Annotated in this window: 22 protein-coding genes; 11 read left to right on the forward strand and 11 right to left on the reverse strand. The window is 64.3% G+C overall.

From position 1 onward, the window contains the following. Window positions 1-318: 318 nt before the first annotated feature. Window positions 319-462, forward strand: coding sequence for a hypothetical protein (locus tag JQ641_RS37820; RefSeq protein ID WP_192733705.1), 144 nt, complete (start codon window positions 319-321; stop codon window positions 460-462). Between the two features lie 11 nt (window positions 463-473). Here JQ641_RS37820 and JQ641_RS11305 read toward each other — a convergent pair whose 3' ends face one another. After that, a complete protein-coding gene (locus JQ641_RS11305; protein WP_211996027.1) occupies window positions 474-959 on the reverse strand; it encodes a winged helix-turn-helix transcriptional regulator in 486 nt (161 codons plus the stop codon). Window positions 960-1,122: 163 nt separating this feature from the next. Here JQ641_RS11305 and JQ641_RS11310 point away from each other — a divergent pair, with 163 nt between their 5' ends. After that, window positions 1,123-1,896: an SDR family NAD(P)-dependent oxidoreductase gene (locus JQ641_RS11310; protein ID WP_211996028.1), complete on the forward strand. Its 774-nt coding sequence runs from the start codon at window positions 1,123-1,125 to the stop codon at window positions 1,894-1,896. 186 nt (window positions 1,897-2,082) lie between these two features. Beyond that, window positions 2,083-2,223: a hypothetical protein gene (locus JQ641_RS11315; RefSeq protein ID WP_211996142.1), complete on the forward strand. Its 141-nt coding sequence runs from the start codon at window positions 2,083-2,085 to the stop codon at window positions 2,221-2,223. A gap of 52 nt (window positions 2,224-2,275) precedes the next feature. Here the strand turns inward: JQ641_RS11315 and JQ641_RS11320 are convergent, their stop codons facing one another. Further along, on the reverse strand, window positions 2,276-2,881 hold the full coding sequence (locus JQ641_RS11320; RefSeq protein WP_211996029.1) for an FMN-dependent NADH-azoreductase: 606 nt from the start codon (window positions 2,879-2,881) through the stop codon (window positions 2,276-2,278). A 96-nt stretch (window positions 2,882-2,977) separates the two neighbouring features. On the opposite strand from JQ641_RS11320, the gene JQ641_RS11325 reads away from it, so the two are divergent. Continuing rightward, window positions 2,978-3,379, forward strand: a complete 402-nt coding sequence (locus JQ641_RS11325) for a winged helix-turn-helix transcriptional regulator (RefSeq protein ID WP_211996030.1) — start codon at window positions 2,978-2,980, stop codon at window positions 3,377-3,379. 108 nt (window positions 3,380-3,487) lie between these two features. Here JQ641_RS11325 and dprA read toward each other — a convergent pair whose 3' ends face one another. Continuing rightward, complete coding sequence (gene dprA / locus JQ641_RS11330; protein ID WP_211996031.1) at window positions 3,488-4,606, reverse strand: DNA-processing protein DprA; 1,119 nt, start codon at window positions 4,604-4,606, stop codon at window positions 3,488-3,490. A 129-nt stretch (window positions 4,607-4,735) separates the two neighbouring features. Here dprA and JQ641_RS11335 point away from each other — a divergent pair, with 129 nt between their 5' ends. Beyond that, complete coding sequence (locus JQ641_RS11335; RefSeq protein WP_211996032.1) at window positions 4,736-5,974, forward strand: amidase; 1,239 nt, start codon at window positions 4,736-4,738, stop codon at window positions 5,972-5,974. A 94-nt stretch (window positions 5,975-6,068) separates the two neighbouring features. On the opposite strand, the gene plsY is transcribed toward JQ641_RS11335, so the two are convergent. The 3 genes from plsY to JQ641_RS11350 all read right to left on the reverse strand — a co-directional run bounded on the left by plsY (window position 6,069) and on the right by JQ641_RS11350 (window position 9,014). Next, window positions 6,069-6,662, reverse strand: a complete 594-nt coding sequence (gene plsY, locus JQ641_RS11340) for a glycerol-3-phosphate 1-O-acyltransferase PlsY (protein ID WP_211996033.1) — start codon at window positions 6,660-6,662, stop codon at window positions 6,069-6,071. 95 nt (window positions 6,663-6,757) lie between these two features. Then, window positions 6,758-8,059 carry a dihydroorotase gene (locus tag JQ641_RS11345; RefSeq protein WP_211996034.1) on the reverse strand — a complete coding sequence of 434 codons (1,302 nt, stop codon included), beginning with the start codon at window positions 8,057-8,059 and terminating at the stop codon, window positions 6,758-6,760. 1 nt (window position 8,060) lies between these two features. Then, the gene (locus tag JQ641_RS11350) at window positions 8,061-9,014 is read right to left on the reverse strand and encodes an aspartate carbamoyltransferase catalytic subunit (protein ID WP_192733697.1); all 954 of its coding nucleotides are present in this window, start codon (window positions 9,012-9,014) and stop codon (window positions 8,061-8,063) included. A 141-nt stretch (window positions 9,015-9,155) separates the two neighbouring features. Between JQ641_RS11350 and JQ641_RS11355 the strand changes: the two genes are divergently transcribed. Genes JQ641_RS11355 through JQ641_RS11365 form a run of 3 tightly spaced genes read left to right on the forward strand, consistent with a single transcriptional unit; the run spans window position 9,156 to window position 12,367 of the window. Next, window positions 9,156-9,920 (forward strand): M15 family metallopeptidase, encoded by a 765-nt coding sequence (locus JQ641_RS11355; RefSeq protein WP_211996035.1) that lies wholly within the window; start codon window positions 9,156-9,158, stop codon window positions 9,918-9,920. A gap of 22 nt (window positions 9,921-9,942) precedes the next feature. Continuing rightward, window positions 9,943-11,586, forward strand: a complete 1,644-nt coding sequence (locus JQ641_RS11360) for an acyl-CoA dehydrogenase family protein (protein ID WP_211996036.1) — start codon at window positions 9,943-9,945, stop codon at window positions 11,584-11,586. 10 nt (window positions 11,587-11,596) lie between these two features. Next, on the forward strand, window positions 11,597-12,367 hold the full coding sequence (locus JQ641_RS11365; RefSeq protein WP_211996037.1) for a CPBP family intramembrane glutamic endopeptidase: 771 nt from the start codon (window positions 11,597-11,599) through the stop codon (window positions 12,365-12,367). Between the two features lie 56 nt (window positions 12,368-12,423). On the opposite strand, the gene JQ641_RS11370 is transcribed toward JQ641_RS11365, so the two are convergent. The 3 genes from JQ641_RS11370 to JQ641_RS11380 form a co-directional block, all read right to left on the reverse strand. Then, window positions 12,424-13,353, reverse strand: coding sequence for an AEC family transporter (locus JQ641_RS11370; protein WP_211996038.1), 930 nt, complete (start codon window positions 13,351-13,353; stop codon window positions 12,424-12,426). 2 nt (window positions 13,354-13,355) lie between these two features. After that, window positions 13,356-13,838 carry a Holliday junction resolvase RuvX gene (ruvX, locus tag JQ641_RS11375; protein ID WP_211996039.1) on the reverse strand — a complete coding sequence of 161 codons (483 nt, stop codon included), beginning with the start codon at window positions 13,836-13,838 and terminating at the stop codon, window positions 13,356-13,358. Between the two features lie 188 nt (window positions 13,839-14,026). After that, on the reverse strand, window positions 14,027-14,962 hold the full coding sequence (locus JQ641_RS11380; protein ID WP_211996040.1) for a cyclase family protein: 936 nt from the start codon (window positions 14,960-14,962) through the stop codon (window positions 14,027-14,029). 199 nt (window positions 14,963-15,161) lie between these two features. Here JQ641_RS11380 and JQ641_RS11385 point away from each other — a divergent pair, with 199 nt between their 5' ends. Beyond that, window positions 15,162-15,386, forward strand: a complete 225-nt coding sequence (locus tag JQ641_RS11385) for a hypothetical protein (protein ID WP_211996041.1) — start codon at window positions 15,162-15,164, stop codon at window positions 15,384-15,386. A 63-nt stretch (window positions 15,387-15,449) separates the two neighbouring features. On the opposite strand, the gene JQ641_RS11390 is transcribed toward JQ641_RS11385, so the two are convergent. Continuing rightward, on the reverse strand, window positions 15,450-16,547 hold the full coding sequence (locus JQ641_RS11390) for a DUF1963 domain-containing protein (protein WP_211996042.1): 1,098 nt from the start codon (window positions 16,545-16,547) through the stop codon (window positions 15,450-15,452). A gap of 69 nt (window positions 16,548-16,616) precedes the next feature. Beyond that, the gene (locus JQ641_RS11395; protein ID WP_211996044.1) at window positions 16,617-17,498 is read right to left on the reverse strand and encodes a LysR family transcriptional regulator; all 882 of its coding nucleotides are present in this window, start codon (window positions 17,496-17,498) and stop codon (window positions 16,617-16,619) included. Window positions 17,499-17,603: 105 nt separating this feature from the next. On the opposite strand from JQ641_RS11395, the gene JQ641_RS11400 reads away from it, so the two are divergent. Continuing rightward, the gene (locus tag JQ641_RS11400; RefSeq protein WP_211996046.1) at window positions 17,604-18,587 is read left to right on the forward strand and encodes an NAD(P)H-dependent flavin oxidoreductase; all 984 of its coding nucleotides are present in this window, start codon (window positions 17,604-17,606) and stop codon (window positions 18,585-18,587) included. A gap of 26 nt (window positions 18,588-18,613) precedes the next feature. Beyond that, window positions 18,614-19,687: an NAD(P)H-dependent flavin oxidoreductase gene (locus JQ641_RS11405; protein ID WP_211996047.1), complete on the forward strand. Its 1,074-nt coding sequence runs from the start codon at window positions 18,614-18,616 to the stop codon at window positions 19,685-19,687. The last annotated feature ends 18 nt before the right edge of the window (window positions 19,688-19,705 follow it).

Raw genomic sequence — 19,705 nt, forward strand, 5'->3', positions numbered from 1 at the left:
AAAAGATTAAGGCCGGTTCCGCGAGACTCGCGGCCGCCGTTTCGACCCGAACATGGGTGGTGAGGCGGCCCCTGTCAAATCGACAGATATTGAGCAGGGGCCGGAAAGGGGTCTTTGACGCCCGGACTTATATACAGGAAGTTGCGAATTGCGCCCTAGAGTTGCGCCCGCAAAGGGGTTATTTCTCGTCCATATTATATGGGATTGGGTGCATTTTATTTGAGCAAGGCAGGGGGCGGCCGGAAGCGCACCGTTTCGGGCGGTAATCGGCGATATCAAGCGGATGAATCAGGTGAGGAGGGCGGCCCCGACGAGGCCGTGGCCTTCATCGCGGAGACCGTTGCCGAATTGACAAAACTCGCCGAGCGCCACCGGCTTGAGGTCCTCAGCCATTTGCTCGGGATGGCGCTGCTGGAAGCCCAGGAACACCTGCGGCTGCGGAGCAAGCGCAAGCTATCGTAGCCGGCGTCTGTTCAGGCCGAAATGGACCTGAGCTTCCGTGATGACTTGACGTCCGCGCGCGGCTTGAGCGCGGTGTCGGCCGCGCTCAATAGCCGCCCGTCCTGCGAATAGAGTTCGAGCTTGCGAACCGGGCGGCCCTTTTCCTTGTCGACCAGGATAGTCGCGATTTCCTCGGGCCGATCGTCGAATTCCTCGCTCCACTGGCGCAGAGCTACCAGGATCGGAAACACGCCGCGGCCTTTCGGCGTCAAAAGATATTCCTGATAGGCGCTGCCATCGGAGGCGGGGGCCAGCTTGAGGATGCCCTGATCGACCAGCGCGCGCAGGCGCACGGTGAGGATGTTCTTGGCGAGCCCGAGACTTTTTTGGAATTCGCCAAAGCGGCGACTACCAAATAGCGCCTCGCGGATGATCAGCAGCGACCACCAGTCGCCGATCGCATCCAGCGAGCGCGCGATCGGGCAATCGTCGTTCTCAAAGCTCGTCCGTTTCACCATGGCCATCTCCGCGGATTTTTTGTTTGACGCGTTTTCTTCACGCGAACCGGACTCCACTTCGCTCGAAAACGCTTTGGACGATCACAGCCTTGTGTAGTTGCATTATAAAACCAGATACTCTAAATGGCAACTTAGTTTAATAATGCAACCACTGGAGGCTCCCGTGAGACTGACGAACAAGACGGCGTTCATTACTGGCGGAAACAGCGGCATCGGACTTGCGACGGCCAAGCTGTTCGTGGCGGAGGGGGCGCGGGTCGCCATCACCGGGCGCAACAAGGAGACGCTGGAGGCGGCTGCCAGGGAACTCGGGCCAAATGCGCTTGCGATCGTCGCCGACGCCACCGACATCGCCGCGACCGAGGCTGCGATCAAGCAGGCGGTTGCGAAATTCGGCAAGCTCGACGTCATCTTCGCAAATGCCGGCATTGCCGGCGGCACGCCGCTTGGATCAGCCACGCTCGAGACCTTTGAGAAAGTCATCAGCACCAACATCACGGCGGTGTTCTTCACCGTGCAGGCCGCGGTGCCGCATCTCAACGACGGCGCCTCCATCATCCTGAACGGCTCGGTGATTTCGGTGCTCGGCAATTCCGGCTATTCCGCCTACGCGGCCAGCAAGGCCGGCGTGCGCGCGATGGCGCGGGTGATGGCGTCCGAACTGTCGCCGCGCAATATCCGCGTCAACGTGGTCTCGCCGGGTGCGATCCGCACCCCGATCTGGGGCGCGGCACTGGCGACCCCCGAAGCCGAAAAGGCGTTCGAGCAGCGCATGGGCGCCACCACGCCGCTCGGCCGCATCGGCGAGCCCGATCACATTTCGAAGACGGTGCTGTTCCTGGCCTCCGACGATGCCGCGCATATCCAGGGGCAGGAGTTGTTCGTCGACGGGGGTGCTACGGCCTCGCCGAGCGGCGCGCCGATCTATCGCGGGTAGGCGAATATCCCGGCAACATCGAAGCCGGCCGGCGGGTCCGATGACACCGATCTCGGACGCTGGCCGGCTCTCGCGCCCTGCGGCGGATTGGCGCTGAGCCAGAACGCCCATTGAACCATGCGTGTAACTGCTTGAGATTTCGAGGACAGGAGTTTCGTAGACAACCATCAACCGGTGAGCCCAGTCGTGCCGAAGACCACTGGCATCTCCTCGACCCCGGCGGAAAATTCGGACACCGCGCAATTCGTTTCAGTCGCGCTGTTTTCGGGTGTCGGTCTCCTGTTCTCCTTGATTGTCGTTATCCTCCGTATCAACGGCGTGTTCTGATAGGAGCGGCTGCCGTCGCGCGTCTGGTGACGGCAACCGCTCTCGCACCAACTCAGGCTGCGTTCAGGTTGCCCGCGGCTTTCAGCGCGCCGGCGACCGCTTTTTCGCGATGCTCGGGACCGACCTGGATTCCGTCGGCGGAGATGAACTCGGGACTGGCGATGCCGATGAAGCCGAACACCCAGCGCAGATAGGTCTCCAGATGCTCGCCGACGGCGGCCGGCGTGCCCGGGCCGTAAAATCCGCCGCGCGAGATCGCGACGATGACCCGCTTGTTGCCGGCCAGACCTTCGACACCCTGGGCGCTGTATTTGAACGTCTTGCCCGCCACCAATATGCGATCGATCCAGGCCTTGAGCTGGCTCGGAATGGTGAAATTGTACATGGGCGCGCCGAGCACGACGATGTCGGCGGCCAAAAACTCTTCCAGCACCGCCTGACCGGCGGCGAGGTCCGGCTGCAGCGACGCCTCGGGGGCGCCCTGGCCGGCCGCAAGATGCGAGCCCGACAGATGCGCCAGCGGCGTCAGGGTCAGGTCGCGGTAATTGACCTCGAGGCCTGATGTGGATTGGCGCAGCCGGTCCACGATGGCGGCGGAAACCTGGCGGCTGACGGAATGGGGGCCGAGGACGCTGGAGTCGATATGCAGAAGTTTCATTTGAGTCACCCTTGGTATTGATTTGTAACTGGCGCTATATGAGTGACTGCCCTAGAACCCCGCAAGAACGCACATTTTTGAAACCCGAGCACATCCATGAGACCCGAGCACATCAATGTGCCTGTCCTTCCCCCGAGCCCGCACGCCTCGGGCGATTGCCGCGCCGTCGCCTCGGTGCTGGCCCGCGTCGGTGACAAATGGAGCGTGTTCGTGATCATGCAGCTGATCGGCGGACCGCAGCGCTTCAACGAGCTCAAGCGTGTGATTGGCGGTATCTCGCAGCGAATGCTGACCCTGACGCTGCGCGGGCTGGAGCGCGACGGCCTGGTTACACGCACGGTGTTTCCGACCATTCCGCCGCGGGTCGACTATGAATTGACCGCTCTCGGCCGCGGGCTTGCGGAGCCGGTCAAGGCGCTCGGCCAATGGGCGTTCGCGCATCTGCCGGAAATCGAAGGCGCCCGCAGCAGTTTCGATGCGCGCAACGACAAGCGCTAACCTGGTCGTCGTAAGTACTAGGGTACTGCTAGTCCTTGCCTGTCTTACTTTGCATGGGGTTGTTTTCGCGAGTTTTTGTTTCGACCCTTTCGAAGAGCCACTGCGCTTCTAAACCAGTGACACCAATCCGCCGCCGTGGCGCTCCAGCCGTCCGGCGAGCTCGAGCTCGAGCAGCACCGACCGGACGATGGCGGGCGAGGCGTCCGACATCCGGATCAGATCGTCGAGGCTGATCGGGCTTGGCCCAAGCAGATCGATGATGTGCTTGCGTTCGCCGGCTCCCGCGTCGAAATCCAGCGGCTCACCGTCGGGCTCGCGCAGTTCAATAGCGACCGGCCGCTCCATGATCGGCGCGACCGCGTTGATCACGTCGGTCGCTTCCGTGGTCAGCGTCGCGCCCTGCTTGATCAGATCGTTGGTGCCGGCGGCGCGGGGATCGAGCGGCGAGCCGGGGACCGCGAACACTTCGCGGCCCTGTTCGGCGGCCATCCGCGCCGTGATCAGCGATCCCGATCGATGCGCGGCTTCGACCACGACGACGCCGAGCGAAGCGCCGGAGATCAGGCGATTGCGGCGTGGAAAATCGCGGGCGCGGGGCACGTGGCCGAGCGGCATTTCGGAAATCGCGCCGCCTTGTTCGAGCAATGCGGCCAGCAGGTCCTCATGCTCGGGCGGATAGATCCGGTCATGGCCGCCGGCCAGCACCGCCACCGTGCCACTCGCAACCGTTGCCCGATGCGCGGCCTGGTCGATGCCGCGTGCCAATCCGGAGATAACGACAAAACCGGCTTCGCCGAGGTCGCGCGCGATCTGGCCTGCGAATTTCAATCCGGCGCCGGAGGCATTGCGCGAGCCGACGATCGCAATCATCGGCCGCATCATCACCTCAGGCGCGCCGCGGACGCCGAGCAGCGGCGGCGCATCGTCCAGCGTGGCCAGCCGCGGCGGGTACCCGGCTTCACCGGGCGCGACGAGAGCGACGCCGATCTTTCGGCCAGCTGCGAGTTCACCCCGCGCGTCGTCCTCGCTGCAGATGCGCCCCGATCCTGACGCGCCGCCACGCCGCGCCAGATCGGGCAGCCGCTCCAGCGCGGCGCGGGCGCTGCCGAAATGCCGGAGCAGGGAAGCGAAGGTGCGTGGGCCGACATTGTCGGAGCGAATGAGCCGCAACCGGTCGATCCGCTCGGAATCGGTGAGGTGGGGCGCGCTGGGCGTACGGTCGTGCATGTCGGTGCAGCTTTGCCCAACCGGAGATTGCAAGCAACACCTGTTCTCACGGCTGCCATGCCCGCTGATGCGTTGCTCCGCTCCGGTCGGCTCCGTAAAACCGGTTGGTCCGCCGCAGGAGGAATGTCCATGATCTCGCTCGCCGACCTTCAACGCCGTATCGCGCAGGGCGATCTTTCCGCGGAAGCCGCGATTGCCCAGTCGCTGGAGGCGATCGGCGCGCACGAGAAAACGATCGGCGCTTTCGTCTGCCATGATCCGAACATCCGCGCTGAGAACGCCGGGCCGTTGCGCGGCGTCGCCGTCGGCATCAAGGACATCATGGATACCGCTGATTTTCCGACCGAGATGGGCTCGTCGATCTACAAGGGATTTCGATCGCGCGGGGATGCGGCTGTCGTGATGGCGCTGAAGGCGGCAGGGGCCAGCATCGTCGGCAAGACCACGACGACGGCGTTCGCATCGTCAGATCCGACCGCGACGCTCAACCCGCGCAACAATGCTCACACGCCGGGTGGATCATCGGCAGGCTCGGCAGCCGCGGTCGCGGCCGGCATGATCCCGTTGGCGCTGGGCACGCAGACCGGTGGCTCGGTGATCCGGCCGGCCTCGTTCTGCGGCTGTGCCGCGATCAAGCCGTCCTACCGCCTGCTGCCGACCGTCGGCGTGAAGTGTTATTCGTGGACGCTGGATACCGTCGGTTTGTTCGCCGCCGGTGTTCGCGACGTCGCGCACGGCCTTGCGGCGATGACCGGCCGGGACGAATTTCTGCCGCAGGCGTCAGTGCCGACGCCGCGTATCGGCGTCGTGACCCAGGACTTTGCCGGTGCACCGGAGGCCGAAGGCGTCGAGGCTCTGCAGATCGCCGCCAAGGCTGCGGAACGGGCAGGGGCATCCGTGCGCACGCTGGCGATGCCGGAGATCATAGCCGAAGCATGGCGCGAGCATCCGACAGTGCAGGAATTCGAAGCGCATCAGGCGCTCGCCTTTGAATACCGCGTGCATTACGACGCCGTCGCGCCGAATCTGCGTGGACGGCTGGACGAAAGCAAGGGCATGCTGCCTGCCGCCTATGACGGGGCGATGCAAGTTACACGTCAGGCCAGAATCGCGCTGGCAAAAGTTTTCGAAGACGTCGACGTGCTGCTGGCCATATCAGCCCCGGGTGCCGCACCTGCGGGATTGGGTTCGACGGGCGACGCCCGCTACAACCGGCTGTGGACGCTGATGGGAACGCCCTGCGTCAACATTCCCGCGCACATCGCCGCCGGCGGATTGCCGGTGGGCGTGCAGGTCATCGCGCGCTATGGCGAGGACGCGAAGGCGCTCGCAGCGGCGCGGTTCGTCGAGGAGGCGCTGGCGCGGTGAGGAAGTGCGTAGCCCGGATGAGCGAAGCGACATCCGGGGAAAATCTGCCAGCGCCCCCGGATATCGCTGCGCTCATCCGGGCTACGGTTCGAGCTTATTTCGCGCCGATCCGGCTCTCGGTTCCGGTCTGCAGGCGCTTGATGTTTTCGCGGTGCGCGTAGAACAGCAGGAGCGTCATCACCGCAAACAGCGAAGCCAGCGCCGGGTGGAGGAACCACCACAGGAACAGCGGCGTCACGAAGGCTGCGATCAATGCCGACAGCGACGAGTAGCGCGTGGTGATGGCGGTCGCGATCCACATCACGCAGAACACGATGGCCGCAGGCCAGAACAGGCCGATCAGCACGCCGATATAGGTCGCGACGCCTTTGCCGCCTTTGAACTTGAGCCAGACCGGATAGAGATGGCCCAGAAAGGCGCCGAATCCGGCCAGCATCGCGGCGTTGGGGCCGCCATAGTAGCCGCAGACGACGACCGCGAGCGTGCCCTTGAGCGCGTCGCCGATCAGCGTCCCGGCGGCGAGGCCCTTGCGGCCGGTGCGAAGCACGTTGGTGGCGCCGATACTGCCGGAGCCGATCGAGCGCAGATCCTCGGTGCCGGCGAACTTGGTCAGCAACAGCCCGAATGGAATCGAGCCGAAGAAATAGCCCACGAAAAACGCAACGATGAGGAATGGCTCAAACGTCATCGCCGTTGCTCCCGCCGCGGAGTGCTTCGCGCACGTCTCTTTTTGACGCGTTTTCTTGACGCGAACCGGTGCCCGCTTCGCTTGAAAACGCTCTATCAGACATGCTCATAGACCGTCCGTCCGCCCACGATAGTACGCACGACGCGGCCCGAGAAGCGGGCTTCGTCGAACGGCGTATTTTTGCATTGCGATTTGAGGTCGTCGCGGTCGAGCACCCAGGGTACGTCGGCATCGATCACGACGACGTCGGCAGGGGAACCCGCGCGCAGCGAGCCGCCGGGCAGGCCCAAAATCTCGGCCGGGCGCGTCGACATCGCGCGGATTAGCGTCTTGAAGTCCATCTCGCCGTTGTGGATCAGCCGCAGGGCCGCCGGCAGCATGGTCTGCAGCCCGACCGCGCCGGCGGCGGCTTCCGCGAACGGCAGCCGCTTCACCTCGACGTCCTGCGGATTGTGATCGGACATCACGACGTCGATCAGGCCGGAGGCCACGGCCGCGACCAGCGCCAGACGGTCGTCCTCGGTGCGCAGCGGCGGCGACAGTTTCAGGAACGTCCGGTAGGGCCCGATGTCGTTTTCGTTCAGCGTGACGTGGTTGATCGAAACCGACGCCGAGACTGCAAGTCCTGCGTCGCGCGCGCGCTTGAGGATTTCGAGCGACTCGATGCAGCTCAGTGAGGCCGCGTGATAGCGGCCGCCGGTCAGCGCCACGAGGCGCATGTCGCGTTCCAGCATCACGGCCTCGGCGGCATTGGGGATCCCGACCAGGCCGAGCCTTGCGGCGAACTCGCCCTCGTTCATCACGCCTTCGCCGACCAGATCGGGGTCTTCGGTGTGGTGCACGATCAGCGCGTCGAAATCGCGCGCATAGGTCAGGGCGCGCCGCATCACCTGCGCATTGGTGACGCTGTGGGCGCCATCGGTAAAGGCGACGGCGCCGGCGGCCTTCAACAGGCCGATCTCGGTCATTTCCTCGCCGCCCATGCCCTTGGTCAGCGCCGCCATCGGGTGGATGTTGACGATCGCGGTGTCGCGCGCCCGGCGCAGCACGAAGTCGACGGTAGCCGAATTGTCGATCACCGGCGAGGTGTCCGGCTGGCAGATGATGGTGGTGATGCCGCCGGCGGCTGCCGCTTGGCTCGCGGATGCAAAGGTTTCTCGGTGGCTGGCGCCGGGTTCGCCGACAAAGGCGCGCATGTCGATCAGCCCGGGGGCGACGATCTTGCCGGCGCAATTGACGATGTCGGTGCCTTCGGGGACACCGGCCGCACCAATGCCGCGCTTACTATCGCGGATCATGCCGTCGGCGATCAGGACGTCACCGGGGCCGTCGAAGTCGCGCGAGGGGTCGACAACGCGGGCGTTGGCCAGGAGGATGGGGCGGCGATCGGTCAGCATGTCAGGCGTTCGGCAGGTTGCGGGCGAGTGCTTCCAGCACCGCCATCCGCACCGCCACTCCCATTTCGACCTGTTCGCGGATCAGCGATTGCGCGCCGTCCGCTACGAATGAATCAATCTCGACGCCGCGGTTCATCGGGCCCGGGTGCATCACCAGCGCGTCGGGCTTTGCGTAGGCGAGCTTTTTCTGGTCGAGACCGAAATAGTGGAAGTATTCGCCGGACGACGGCACGAACGAGCCGTTCATGCGCTCGCGCTGCAGCCGCAGCATCATGACGATGTCGGCGCCGTTGAGGCCCTCGCGCATGTCGCGCGCCACCTCGACGCCCATCCGCTCGATGCCGCGCGGCAACAGCGTGGAGGGCGCCACCACGCGGACGCGGGCGCCCATGGTGTTGAGCAGCAGGATATTGGAGCGGGCGACGCGGGAATGCATCACGTCGCCGCAGATCGCGATCACGAGGCCTTCCAGCCGGCCCTTGTTGCGGCGGATCGTCAGCGCGTCCAGCAGCGCCTGGGTCGGATGTTCGTGGCTGCCGTCGCCGGCATTGATCACGGAACCGTCAACCTTGCGCGCCAAAAGTTCCACCGCACCCGAGGCGTGGTGGCGCACCACCAGGATGTCCGGATGCATGGCATTGAGCGTGACGGCGGTGTCCATCAGCGTCTCGCCCTTACGGATCGAGGACGAGGATACCGACATGTTCATGACGTCGGCGCCAAGCCGTTTGCCGGCCAGTTCGAACGAGGATTGGGTTCGGGTCGAGGCCTCGAAGAACAGGTTCACCTGGGTGCGACCGCGCAGCGAAGTGCGCTTTTTGTCTACCTGGCGGTTGAGCTCGACATATTCCTCGGAAAGGTCGAGCAGGCCGGTAATATCGGCGGCGGAAAGCCCCTCGATTCCCAGCAGATGCCGGTGACCGAGGACGAAGGTCGATTTCGATGCAGGGGTCATTAAAACGAGAGCTATAGGCAGACTTCCCAAGCGGGGCAAGTGCGAATAGGGGGCTTGCGAGTTATCCCCCGGTCAGTCGCCGCGCAGGGTAAAGAGGGTTGCCGCAATTGAGCCGCGTTCGGCGCGCGGGGAAGGCGTCCAATGCAGAAATGGCACGTTATTTTAGCGATCGGATTAACCGGTCTTGGCCTGTCCGGGCCGCAGACTGCAAAGGCGCAGGGGCTGCCGGGCGGCTTCCTCTACCTGCGCGATATCGATCCCAGCATCATCCAGGACATGCGCTACGCCACCTCGAACAACTTTGTCGGCAAGCCGCTGAGGGGGTATGACGCCGCCGAATGCGTCGTGAAGCGCGAAGTCGGCCTGGCGCTGAAGAACATCCAGCAGGAACTCGCCAGGCAAAAGCTGTCGTTGAAGATGTTCGACTGCTATCGGCCCGAGCGCGCGGTCGCCGACATGGTGGCGTGGTCGAAGAACGGCAGGGAGACGCAAGCCGATCGCCGCTTTAGCCCGGCCTTCCGCAAAGCCGATTTGTTCCGCCTGGGCTATATCGCGACCCGGTCCGGACATTCGACCGGCGCCGCGCTCGATCTGACCCTGGTCGATCTGACTGCCGATAATTCCGCGAAGTTCGATTCCAGCAAGGCCTACGCCGACTGCACCGCGCCCGCCGAGGCGCGGGCGCCGGAAGGCAGCGTCGATATGGGTACCGGCTATGATTGCTCGGACCTCAAATCGCATACCGCCGCCCCCTCGATCACGCCGGCACAGCGGAGATCGCGGAACACGCTGGTTGCCGCGATGGCCCGGCAAGGGTTCGTGAACTATTCGAAGGAGTGGTGGCACTTTTCGCTGCCGGGGGTCGGCCGGCAGGCCTATGATTTCCCGATTGCGCGACGGAATTGATTCCCTGAGATCAGGATCCGCCATGAGCCAGGCATCGTTCGCGACCCACGAGGTCTTCAACCAGTCACCGCCGTTCGAAGATGTCGACCTGTTCGCGGTCGACCGGCCGCTTGCTGATGCGGTTGCTGCCAATGGCGGCGCTTCGGCGCAGCAGGAGCTATCCGAATTCGGCAAGCATTGGGGGGCGGCGGCGATGGCGGCGCGAGGCCGTGCCGCCAATGAAAACACGCCAAAACTGCGGACCTTCGATTCCCGCGGCAATCGCCGCGACGAGGTCGAGTTTCATCCGGCCTATCACGAACTGATGGCCCACTCGGCGCATGCGGGCGTGCACAATTCGACCTGGAGCGCCGACGGCAAGCCGGCGGGCGGTGCTTCGGAAGTGGTGCGCGCCGCCAAATTCTACATCGCCTCGCAGGTCGAGACCGGGCATCTCTGCCCGATCACCATGACGCGCGCATCAGTGGCGGCGCTGGCCGAGCAGCCGGATCTGCTGGCGAAGGTGATGCCGGTGCTGGCGAGCCGTTCCTACGATCCGAACTTTGCGCCGTGGTGGACCAAGCGCGGCATGACGGTCGGCATGGGCATGACCGAGAAGCAGGGCGGCACCGATGTGCGCTCCAACATGACGCGCGCCGAGCGCGACGGCGATGGCTATCGCATCACCGGCCACAAATGGTTCATGTCGGCGCCGATGTGCGACGCGTTTCTGGTGCTGGCGCAGGCGGGCGGCGGCCTGAGCTGTTTCTTCATGCCGCGCTTTGCGCCCGATGGGTCCGTCAACGCGATCCGCTTCCAGCGGCTGAAGGACAAGCTCGGCAACCGCTCCAACGCCTCATCAGAAGTGGAGTTCACAGGCGCCTATGCGGAGCGGATCGGCGACGAAGGCAAAGGCATCCGCACCATCATCCAGATGGTGCAGCTGACGCGGCAGGATTGCGCGATTGCGTCCGCCGGCCTGATGCGCTCGGGCCTCGCACATGCGCTCCACCATGCAAGGCACCGCAGCGTGTTCCAGAAGCATCTTTCCGACCAGCCGCTGATGCAGGCGGTGCTGTCGGACATGGCGCTGCATGTCGAAGCCTCGATCGCGCTGGTCATGCGCCTGTGCCGGGCGTTCGACCGGGCGCCGTCAGACGCCAAGGAGGCCGCCTATATGCGGTTGCTGACGCCGGCGATCAAATACTGGGTCTGCAAGAGCGCGCCGGGCTTTTTGTACGAGGCTATGGAGTGCCTCGGCGGCAACGGCTACGTCGAGGAGGGGATTTTGGCGCGGCATTACCGGGAGTCGCCGGTCAACGCGATCTGGGAAGGGTCAGGCAATGTGATGTGCCTCGACGTGCTCCGGGCGTTGTCGCGCGAGGCCGAGGCGGCATCCGCCGTGTTGCACGAACTCACCGGTGAAACGCTGGGTCTGCCGGGGGCCGGCGAGGCGGTCGGTTTTATCGGCAAAGCTTTCCGCCGGCCCGACAGCGAACGCGTCGCGCGGCTGGCGGTCGAAAAACTGGCGCTGCTCGCAGCAGCAGCAGCGCTCAACGCGGTGTCGCCTCGGCATGCGGAACTGTTTGCCGCCACGCGCCTTGCCGGGAATCATGCCAGCATGTACGGCGCGGTCGATCTTGCCGGCGCCGACGTAACTGGTCTGCTGGAACGGGCGCTGCCCTGAAAGTCAGTTGATGGATTCCCTCAGCCTCCCGCAATCGCCCCCTCCCGTCGCGTCCGCGCTGCGTCCACCCCGGATATGGAAGTTCTGGGGCACGGCGCTGTGGGGACTGTTCATCTTTGCCGGCATGTTTGTCGGCCAGGCCGTGGTCATCGCTTACTTCGTGTTGCGGCAAGGTTCGTGGGATCTTGCGGCAGCGATCCATGTCGTCGGCGCCGGGCTGACGATCTCGCTGTCCGTGATCATGGGAATGCCTGCGGTGCTGCTCGCAGCCTGGGTCGCGACGCGCGCCTCGCGCACGCCATTTGTCGACTATCTCGCGCTGCGCTGGACCACGTGGCAGAATTTCCTGATCGGCGCCGTCTCACTGGCCGTGCTGGTCGGCGGCTGGGATCTGCTGTCGCGTGCGCTCGGGCGCGAGGTGACGCCGGGCTTTATGGGCGATGTGCTGAAATCGGCGCAGGCCGACGGCGCGCTATGGCTGCTCGTGATAGCGTTCTGCGTCGCTGCACCGATCTCGGAGGAAATTATGGCGCGCGGTTTTCTCTACCGTGGCTGGTCGGAATCGCGCCTCGGGGTGCCCGGCGCCATCTTCCTGTCGTCGCTGGTCTGGACTTCGATGCACCTGCAGTACAGCTGGTTCTTCTTCGGTGAGGTGTTCACCATTGGACTGTTGCTCGGCTATTTCCGCTACCGCACCGGTTCGACCTGGCTGACGATCGTGCTGCACGGTCTCAACAACACGGCGGCGACAATTCAAACTTTCTGGCTGGCGGGCAACTAGATTCTTTTTTGACGCGTTTTCTTCACGCGAACCGGTGCCCACTTCGCTCGAAAACGCTATAATATCGCCGCGATCGCAATCGCGCTTGGCATCGTGATCGCCGCCAGAATGGTCTGTAGCGTGATGATCTGCGCCAGCAAAGGCGCATCGCCGCCCATCTGCCGGGCCAGCACATAGGCGCTCGAGGAGGCCGGCACCGCCGCGCACGCGGTGACGATCGCCAGGTTCGAGCCTGACAGCCCGAACCACAGCGCCAGCGCGACGGCGATTACCGGCATCAGCACCAGCTTGAGGAATACCGCGACCGACGCCGCAAGGCTGGGGCGGAACAGGCCTTCGAGATGCAGGCCGGCGCCGGTCACCAGCAGGCCGATCGCCAGCGACGAGCGGCCGAGCGCGTCGGCGACGTCATGCCAGAGCTTTGGCAGGGGGAGGTGGGTGACGTTGATCAGCAGCCCGATCGCGCAGGCCCAGATCAGGGGATTGCGCACGACCGTCATGGCGATCGATCCGGCCGATTGTTTTTCGGTCGAGGCGAACTGCGCGAGCACGCTGACGCTGAACACGTTGACCAGGGGGATGATGGCGACCATCGCGACCGAGGCCAGCGCCAGCCCGGCATCGCCGAACAGGCTGCCCGAGACGGCGAGCGCCACGTAGGTCTGCCAGCGGATGGCGCCCTGGAACACCGAGGTAAAGGCGGGTCCGTCGACTGCGCCGCGGGCGAGCAGGGGCCGCAGCGCCAGGCACAGCAGCGACATCAGCAGCGCCGACAGCATTAGCGCGCCGCCGACGCCTGCGACCGGGACCTTGCTGAGGTCGGCCTTCACCAGCGTCTGAATCAAGAGCACCGGAAACAGCACGTAATAGGTCAGCCGCTCCAGCCCGTGCCACTGCGTCTCCAGCCGCATCAAGGTCCGCTTCAGGATGAAGCCAAGCACGATCAGCAAGAACACCGGCAGCAGCGCCGCGACCACCACCGCCATCTTCAGCGCTCGCCGCGCAGTGTGGCGAGCCGGTCCAGCGCGCCCTGCAGGATGAAGATGGCGGCATGCTCGTCGATCACTTCGGCGCGGCGGGCCCGGCTGACGTCCATCCCGATCAGTTCGCGCTCGACGGCTGCTGTTGAGAGCCGTTCGTCCCACAGGCCGATCGCCAGATCCGTGAGTTTGGAAAAATTGCGCGCAAAGGCGCGGGTCGATTGCGCGCGCGGACCCTCGCTGCCATCCATGTTGATGGGCAGGCCGAGCACGAAGCCAACGGCGTTACGCTCGCCGGCAATGATAAGCAGCCGCGCAGCGTCGGCCTTGAAGGCCTTACGGTGGACGGTTTCAACGCCGGTCGCCAACCTGCGATCGGCATTGGAAACCGCGACGCCGATAGTCTTGGTGCCGAGATCGAGGCCGACCAGCGCACCGCGCTCGGGCCAATGCGTGACCGCTTCGATCAGAGGGAGGATGAGGGCGGGCATGGACCCGCATAACACGCAGCTAGAGCGTTTTCCAGCGAAGTGGATACCGGTTCGCGTCAAGAAAACGCGTCCAATCAAAATCTAGAGCTCCGTTCCGATTCAATCGGAACGGAGCTCCAGTCTGACATGCAAAGCCGGAAGCGGCGTGGCGTCCATGCGAGAACGCCACGCCATCCGTCGAGATCGTCTTACCGGATCGCGACCGGGTTGATCATGCTCTGCACGCCGCCCTTGAAGCGCGGCTGGCCCAGCACGAACAGGAACTCGTAGGCCTTGTCCTTGGCGAGGTCGGCGGTGTTCATGTTTTCGAGAATGTAGGTGCCGTTCATCGGCAGCAGGATCTGGTGCACCTCGAAGATGTTCTTGGTCTCGAACGGGACCGCTTCGAGCCCCCAGGTATCGGCGCCGACCGCGACCACGCCTTTGCCGGTGAGGTACTTGGCACCTTCGACGCCCAGGCCGGGTTCGCCGGCGCCAAAGCGCTTGTCGTCCTTGCCGATCAGGCTGAGCCAACCGGTGTGGAAGATCACGACGTCGCCCTGACGGATTTCGACGCCTTGCTTCTTGGCGACTTCCTCGATCTCCTTGACGTTGAAGGCAGTGCCTTCCTTCACCACGTCGGTGCCGTAGTGAGCGGCCATGTCGAGAAGCACGCCACGCGCCACCATCGGCGGGATTTTTTCGACGCCAAGTTTCTTCAGACCAGTGGGATCGGCGAAGTCGAGCAACTTGTTGCCGTTATAGTAGACGTGCTCGACGCCGATATGGCCGAGACCGTCGAGCTGGCTGCCGACGCCGACCCAGCCCTCGATGATGTCGTCATTATAGGTCAGCTTGCTCGGTCCCAGGCCAGGACTGCCGGCCTGACCGGGTTGCACGACGGTGATCTTGAAGGCGCGGGGCGGATAGGCCGGCGTTGTGGAGTCGACGGGAATGCCAAGCGCGTAGGTCTTGCCGGTCTTGACGAGCCCGGCCGCCTTCACAACCAGCTCCGGGGTCATATAGTTGGCGGCGCCGAGTTCGTCGTTCGGTCCCCATTTCGATTTCGTCCAGTCTTGAGCGCTTGCCGTTGCAACCGATCCCAACAAGGCAGCCGAACAGCACAGCACGAACGCGTGGCGCATCGCAGATCCTCCCAGAGTTGACGTTATGGTTCTTGGTAGTCAGCGCCTCATACTAACGTAGTAGTGTGCGGCGATCCAAATATTTTGATGCGGCTTTCGCGAGGGAAGGCGCGCGGCGCGGCCCGCATTTCCTTGTTACAAAAATGTGGCGACGAAATTTCGCACAGCGGAACGGGGCGCGCGCGAGGGAGGCGACGCGATGGATGCACTGCAATTGTTGGGCTTGTTCGCGGTGACCGCGATGCTCATTTGTTATGCGCTGGAAGACCGCAGCCACTGGTCTATCCTCGGCTTCGCCGGTGCGTGCGCGCTCGGTTCGGTCTACGGTTTCTTGCAGGGCGCCTGGCCGTTCGGGTTGGTCGAGGCCGTCTGGGCCGTTGTTGCGCTGCGGCGCTGGAGCGTCAGGCGGCGGCTGATTGCATAGGCCATCCGCGTCATGTCGCAACTTCGGCGCCGTCGAATGGCCGCTGCTCCAAAGAGGCTAGCATCAGTAGCATTGCATGATCACCCGTGCCTCTTCAAAGCGCCGAGCGCGCAAGGCGTCGCGATGGATCCAGACATAGAGGTTGCCCACATCACCCCACATCATGTTGGCACGATCGTCGGATGCGATTTGCAGCAGCAGCAGCCAGTTCGCCGCGTCGGATTTCAACAACTCGGCCGCCTTCGAATTCCGCGCGCTGAGGTCCAGTCCCTTGCTGACGAGCGCGCATTCGGTTTGCATGTCGCCCTGAATCTGGAGCGGATGCCCGCCGAAGCGGTGATCATGACCGCCCCGGGTGACGTCGTACCACCAGGCTTGAACGGATTTCTCCGCCTTGGCTTTGATCTCGCAGGCATTCCAATCGGGCGAGCCGAAATAGGGAGGCCACATGCCGGCATGAAGCGCGCACCGCTGCGGCCGGAAGCCGGCGGTCTGCTTGTGAGCCCATAATTCGGCCGGCGGGCTTGCTCGCTTTAACGAGTGGGTGGGCGTCAAATCATGGATCAGCCGGGCCCCCGTGATATCTGCCGGTCGATCGCCCCCGGGCCGATGGTCGGTGTCATAGAAAAAGAAAAGCCGCCCCTCGCGCGGGATATCCGGATCGACGGCTCCCGCACGCCAGATTTCGGCCAGATCGACCTGCGCGATGAACTGTAGCGGCGCCGGCTCCGCGGTCCGCCTGATATCGTCGACCAATGAATCGAGGCCAAGTTTGCTGAAATCGACCTTTGCGGATTCGGTCGCGAAGGCTTCGAATTCGTTGGGCGGCAAGAGCTTCCGGAATTCTTCGAGCGTCTCGGCCTGTTCAGCCATCATGTCTTGCGGGTTGAAGAGTGTCACGCCAGCCTGCATCTCTTCGACCCGCTGCTGATGATCGGGATATGGAGGACGCCAGGGCCATGGCATCGTGACCGGAAGGTCGGGCGTTCCGCCTATCTTGGTCGCGCCCAAGGCAATCCCGGCTTCGTCGTCGACCTCTGCGGTTTCGAGCCAGATGTACGGCTTCGACCTTGCGGCCAGGGCCATTGCGTCAGCGGCACGGACCCCCGCCGCGCGCAACGAGTTTTCGATCTCTGCGGTAGTCTTGAAAAGGGTTCGCATCGCGGTCTCATCATGTCTCACGAGATTTCGTGAAACGGTAGACGACAGACCCGCGGACCAGGTTCAATCTCAGGCGGCAATGACCTCGCCATTATTGTTCAGGCAGGCGGCAAAGCCTTGCAGCGCGCTATATTGATGTGCGCTGCGGCGCTGGATGAAGAGGGTGTCGACTCCGGACTGAACGGCCTTCAGCTTGTGGACGTTGACGGTCTCGTTTTTTCCGACAACGGCACGGGGCAGCAGCGTTACACCCATGTCAGCGGCGACGCAGCCGATCATGCCGTCGAGCGTGCCGAGCTCGAACCGCGCCGAAGACGGCCAGCCGAACTCCGAGAAAACCTGTTCGAGCCGCTGGCGGTAGCTGCAGCCGGTGCGGAATACCAGGGCGGTCGGCCCCGACTCCGGCGTGCCCGCGCGCAAGGCCGCCAGACTTGCCCAGCGCCGCGACGTCACCAGCACCAGTTCTTCCGTGAAGGCGATTGTCGAACTGAGATCGGCGTGATCGATCGGACCAGCAACAAAGGCGCCGTCGAGCGATCCGTCAAGCACGGCCGCGACCAGGTCTGCGGTCGGCGCGGTACGCAGGCTCAAGCGCACCGCCGGAAAGCGGCGGTGAAATTCGGCGAGCAGGGAAGGCAGCCGTACCGCAGCGGTGGTCTCCATCGAGCCGATCGACAACGGCCCCTTTGGCTCGCCATCGTCGCGCGCGGCCAGTACGGCTTCGCGTGACAAGGCGGCCATTCGTTGCGCATAGGGAAGCAAGCGGCGGCCGGCGCCGGTCAATGTCATGCCGCGGCTATGCCGCTCGAACAATGCGGTGCCGATCTCGGTCTCCAGCGCTTTCACGCGCTGGGTGACGTTGGACTGCACGGTGTTGAGTTCGTCGGCGGCGCGGGTAATGCCGCCGAGGCGCGCCACCGTCGAAAACGTCACGAGATCGCTCAATTCCATGGACCGCTCTCCGTTTCATTATAGCGATGGGAGAATTCTATAGTATTCATTTTATGAGAATGATACGTCGGCCTATCGTGTCTGTCCAGATAGAAGGGTTTGGACATGTCGATCAGCACGCCATTGACGGCTCTCCTGGGCATCACGCATCCGATCCTGTCGGCGCCAATGGACGTGATCGCCGGCGCACGGCTCACGGCGGCGGTTAGCGCCGCCGGCGGCTTTGGCATTTTGGGTGGCGGCTATGGCGATAAGGCCTGGCTGGAGCAGGAGACCGCCAAGCTCAAAGACGTGTCCGCTCCCTTTGGCATCGGATTCATCACCTGGAGTCTCGCCAAGCGGCCGGAGCTGATGGACATCGCGCTCGCGGCACGGCCGCGCGCGATCATGCTCTCGTTTGGCGATCCAAGACCGTTTGCGACAAAGATCAAATCCAGCGGCGCGCTGCTGATTTGCCAGGTGCAGGACGAGGGCATGGCGCTGATGGCACTCGACGCCGGTGCCAACCTGCTGATTGCGCAAGGCAGCGAGGCCGGCGGACACGGTGCCTCCCGCACCACCATCGACATCGTGCCGGCGATTGTCGATCTCGTGGCGGGCCGGGTGCCGGTTGCGGCGGCGGGCGGCATCGGTGACGGCCGCGGGCTGGCGGCGATGATGATGCTGGGAGCGTCCGGCGTACTGCTCGGCACGCGCTTTTACGCCAGCCTGGAATGCGACGGCGCCGATGAAGCCAAAAAGCGTATCTGTAACGCTACCAGCGGCAGCAGCATCAGGAGCATCATCTTCGATATCTCCCGAAACAATATCTGGCCGGCGCCGTTCAACGGCCGCTGCCTGATCAATGATCACGCGCGCCGCTGGATCGGACGCGAGGTCGAGCTGATGCAAAACGTCACCGCGGTCGCGGCCGAATATGCCGCCGCCAGAGCCGCCGGAAATTACGACGTCGCCGCTGTGATCGCCGGTGAGGCCGTCGGCCTGATCCATGACATCCCGCCGGCGGCCGTGATCGTTGACAGGATCGCCACGGAGGCCGACCAGATACTGGCTGGACGGCGCAACTCTTCCGCAGCATCAAGAGCCTGATTGCACTCATTCAAGCGAGCAGAACCATGTGGCCAGACCGCCGACTTCTCGATCTCTTCAAGACCGAATTTCCGATCGTGCTGGCGCCGATGGCCGGCGTGATGGACCAGGAGCTGGCGATCGCGGCGGCCCAGGGTGGCGCGCTGGGTTCGCTGCCGTGCGCGATGATCACGGCGGAAAAGGCGCGTGAACAGATCAGCATCATGCGCCAGCGCGTCTCCGCGCCGATCAACTTGAACTTTTTCTGCCATACGCCGGTTGCAGCCGATCCCGCGCGCGAAGCTGGATGGAAGGCGCGGCTCGCATCCTATTACAAGGAGCTCGGCCTCGATTCCGCAGCGCCCGTCACTGCCGCGAACCGCGCGCCGTTCGACGAGGCGATGTGCGCGCTGGTCGAGGAGATGAAGCCGGAAGTGGTCAGCTTCCATTTCGGCCTGCCGGATGCGGCGCTGGTCAAGCGCGTCAAGGCGGCGGGCGCCATCGTGATGTCGTCAGCCACGATCGTGAAAGAGGCGATCTGGCTCGAGGAGCACGGCGCCGACGTGATCATTGCGCAAGGTGCCGAAGCCGGCGGTCATCGCGGCATGTTCCTGACCGAGAATATCGCCCAGCAGCCAGGCACCTTCGCGCTGGTGCCGCAGGTCGTCGACGCCGTGAAGGTGCCTGTCATCGCGGCCGGCGGCATTGCCGACGGGCGCGGGATCGCGGCGGCCTTTGCGCTCGGAGCTGCGGGCGTGCAGATCGGCACGGCCTATCTGCGCTGCCCGGAATCGAAGGTGTCCGCGCCGGCGCGGGTAGCGCTTGCCCAGGCGAGTGATGACGCCACCGTGATTACCAACGTGATGACGGGACGGCCCGCGCGCGGCGTCGCCAACCGCGTGATGCGCGAGGTCGGGCCGGTTTCGCCGGATGCGCCTGATTTTCCGCACGCCGCAACCGCGCTCGGTCCGCTGAAGGCGGGCGCCGAAAAGCTCGGCAAGGTCGATTTCACCAATCTGTGGGCCGGGCAGGCGGTGCGGATGGGCCGCGAGATGCCGGCCGCAGAACTGACGCGGGCTTTGGCGGGCGCGGCGTTGGCGAGGCTGAGTTCGCTGGCTTAGCGTCCGGCGGCTGCCGGG

Origin of the sequence: Bradyrhizobium sp. JYMT SZCCT0180 (genome assembly GCF_018130165.1) — a bacterium.
Lineage (GTDB): Bacteria > Pseudomonadota > Alphaproteobacteria > Rhizobiales > Xanthobacteraceae > Bradyrhizobium.

Coding starts and splice junctions, on each gene's coding strand:
- dprA (WP_211996031.1), bottom strand. CDS start 4,606: ATGCACGACCGTACGCCCAGCGCGCCCCACCTCACCGATTCCGAGCGG.
- JQ641_RS11335 (WP_211996032.1), top strand. CDS start 4,736: ATGATCTCGCTCGCCGACCTTCAACGCCGTATCGCGCAGGGCGATCTT.
- plsY (WP_211996033.1), bottom strand. CDS start 6,662: ATGACGTTTGAGCCATTCCTCATCGTTGCGTTTTTCGTGGGCTATTTC.
- JQ641_RS11385 (WP_211996041.1), top strand. CDS start 15,162: ATGGATGCACTGCAATTGTTGGGCTTGTTCGCGGTGACCGCGATGCTC.
- JQ641_RS11345 (WP_211996034.1), bottom strand. CDS start 8,059: ATGCTGACCGATCGCCGCCCCATCCTCCTGGCCAACGCCCGCGTTGTC.
- JQ641_RS11395 (WP_211996044.1), bottom strand. CDS start 17,498: ATGGAATTGAGCGATCTCGTGACGTTTTCGACGGTGGCGCGCCTCGGC.
- JQ641_RS11360 (WP_211996036.1), top strand. CDS start 9,943: ATGAGCCAGGCATCGTTCGCGACCCACGAGGTCTTCAACCAGTCACCG.
- JQ641_RS11370 (WP_211996038.1), bottom strand. CDS start 13,353: ATGGCGGTGGTGGTCGCGGCGCTGCTGCCGGTGTTCTTGCTGATCGTG.
- JQ641_RS11325 (WP_211996030.1), top strand. CDS start 2,978: ATGAGACCCGAGCACATCAATGTGCCTGTCCTTCCCCCGAGCCCGCAC.
- JQ641_RS11305 (WP_211996027.1), bottom strand. CDS start 959: ATGGTGAAACGGACGAGCTTTGAGAACGACGATTGCCCGATCGCGCGC.
- JQ641_RS11320 (WP_211996029.1), bottom strand. CDS start 2,881: ATGAAACTTCTGCATATCGACTCCAGCGTCCTCGGCCCCCATTCCGTC.
- JQ641_RS11390 (WP_211996042.1), bottom strand. CDS start 16,547: ATGCGAACCCTTTTCAAGACTACCGCAGAGATCGAAAACTCGTTGCGC.
- JQ641_RS11355 (WP_211996035.1), top strand. CDS start 9,156: ATGCAGAAATGGCACGTTATTTTAGCGATCGGATTAACCGGTCTTGGC.
- JQ641_RS11350 (WP_192733697.1), bottom strand. CDS start 9,014: ATGACCCCTGCATCGAAATCGACCTTCGTCCTCGGTCACCGGCATCTG.
- JQ641_RS11365 (WP_211996037.1), top strand. CDS start 11,597: ATGGATTCCCTCAGCCTCCCGCAATCGCCCCCTCCCGTCGCGTCCGCG.
- JQ641_RS11405 (WP_211996047.1), top strand. CDS start 18,614: ATGTGGCCAGACCGCCGACTTCTCGATCTCTTCAAGACCGAATTTCCG.
- JQ641_RS11400 (WP_211996046.1), top strand. CDS start 17,604: ATGTCGATCAGCACGCCATTGACGGCTCTCCTGGGCATCACGCATCCG.
- ruvX (WP_211996039.1), bottom strand. CDS start 13,838: ATGCCCGCCCTCATCCTCCCTCTGATCGAAGCGGTCACGCATTGGCCC.
- JQ641_RS11380 (WP_211996040.1), bottom strand. CDS start 14,962: ATGCGCCACGCGTTCGTGCTGTGCTGTTCGGCTGCCTTGTTGGGATCG.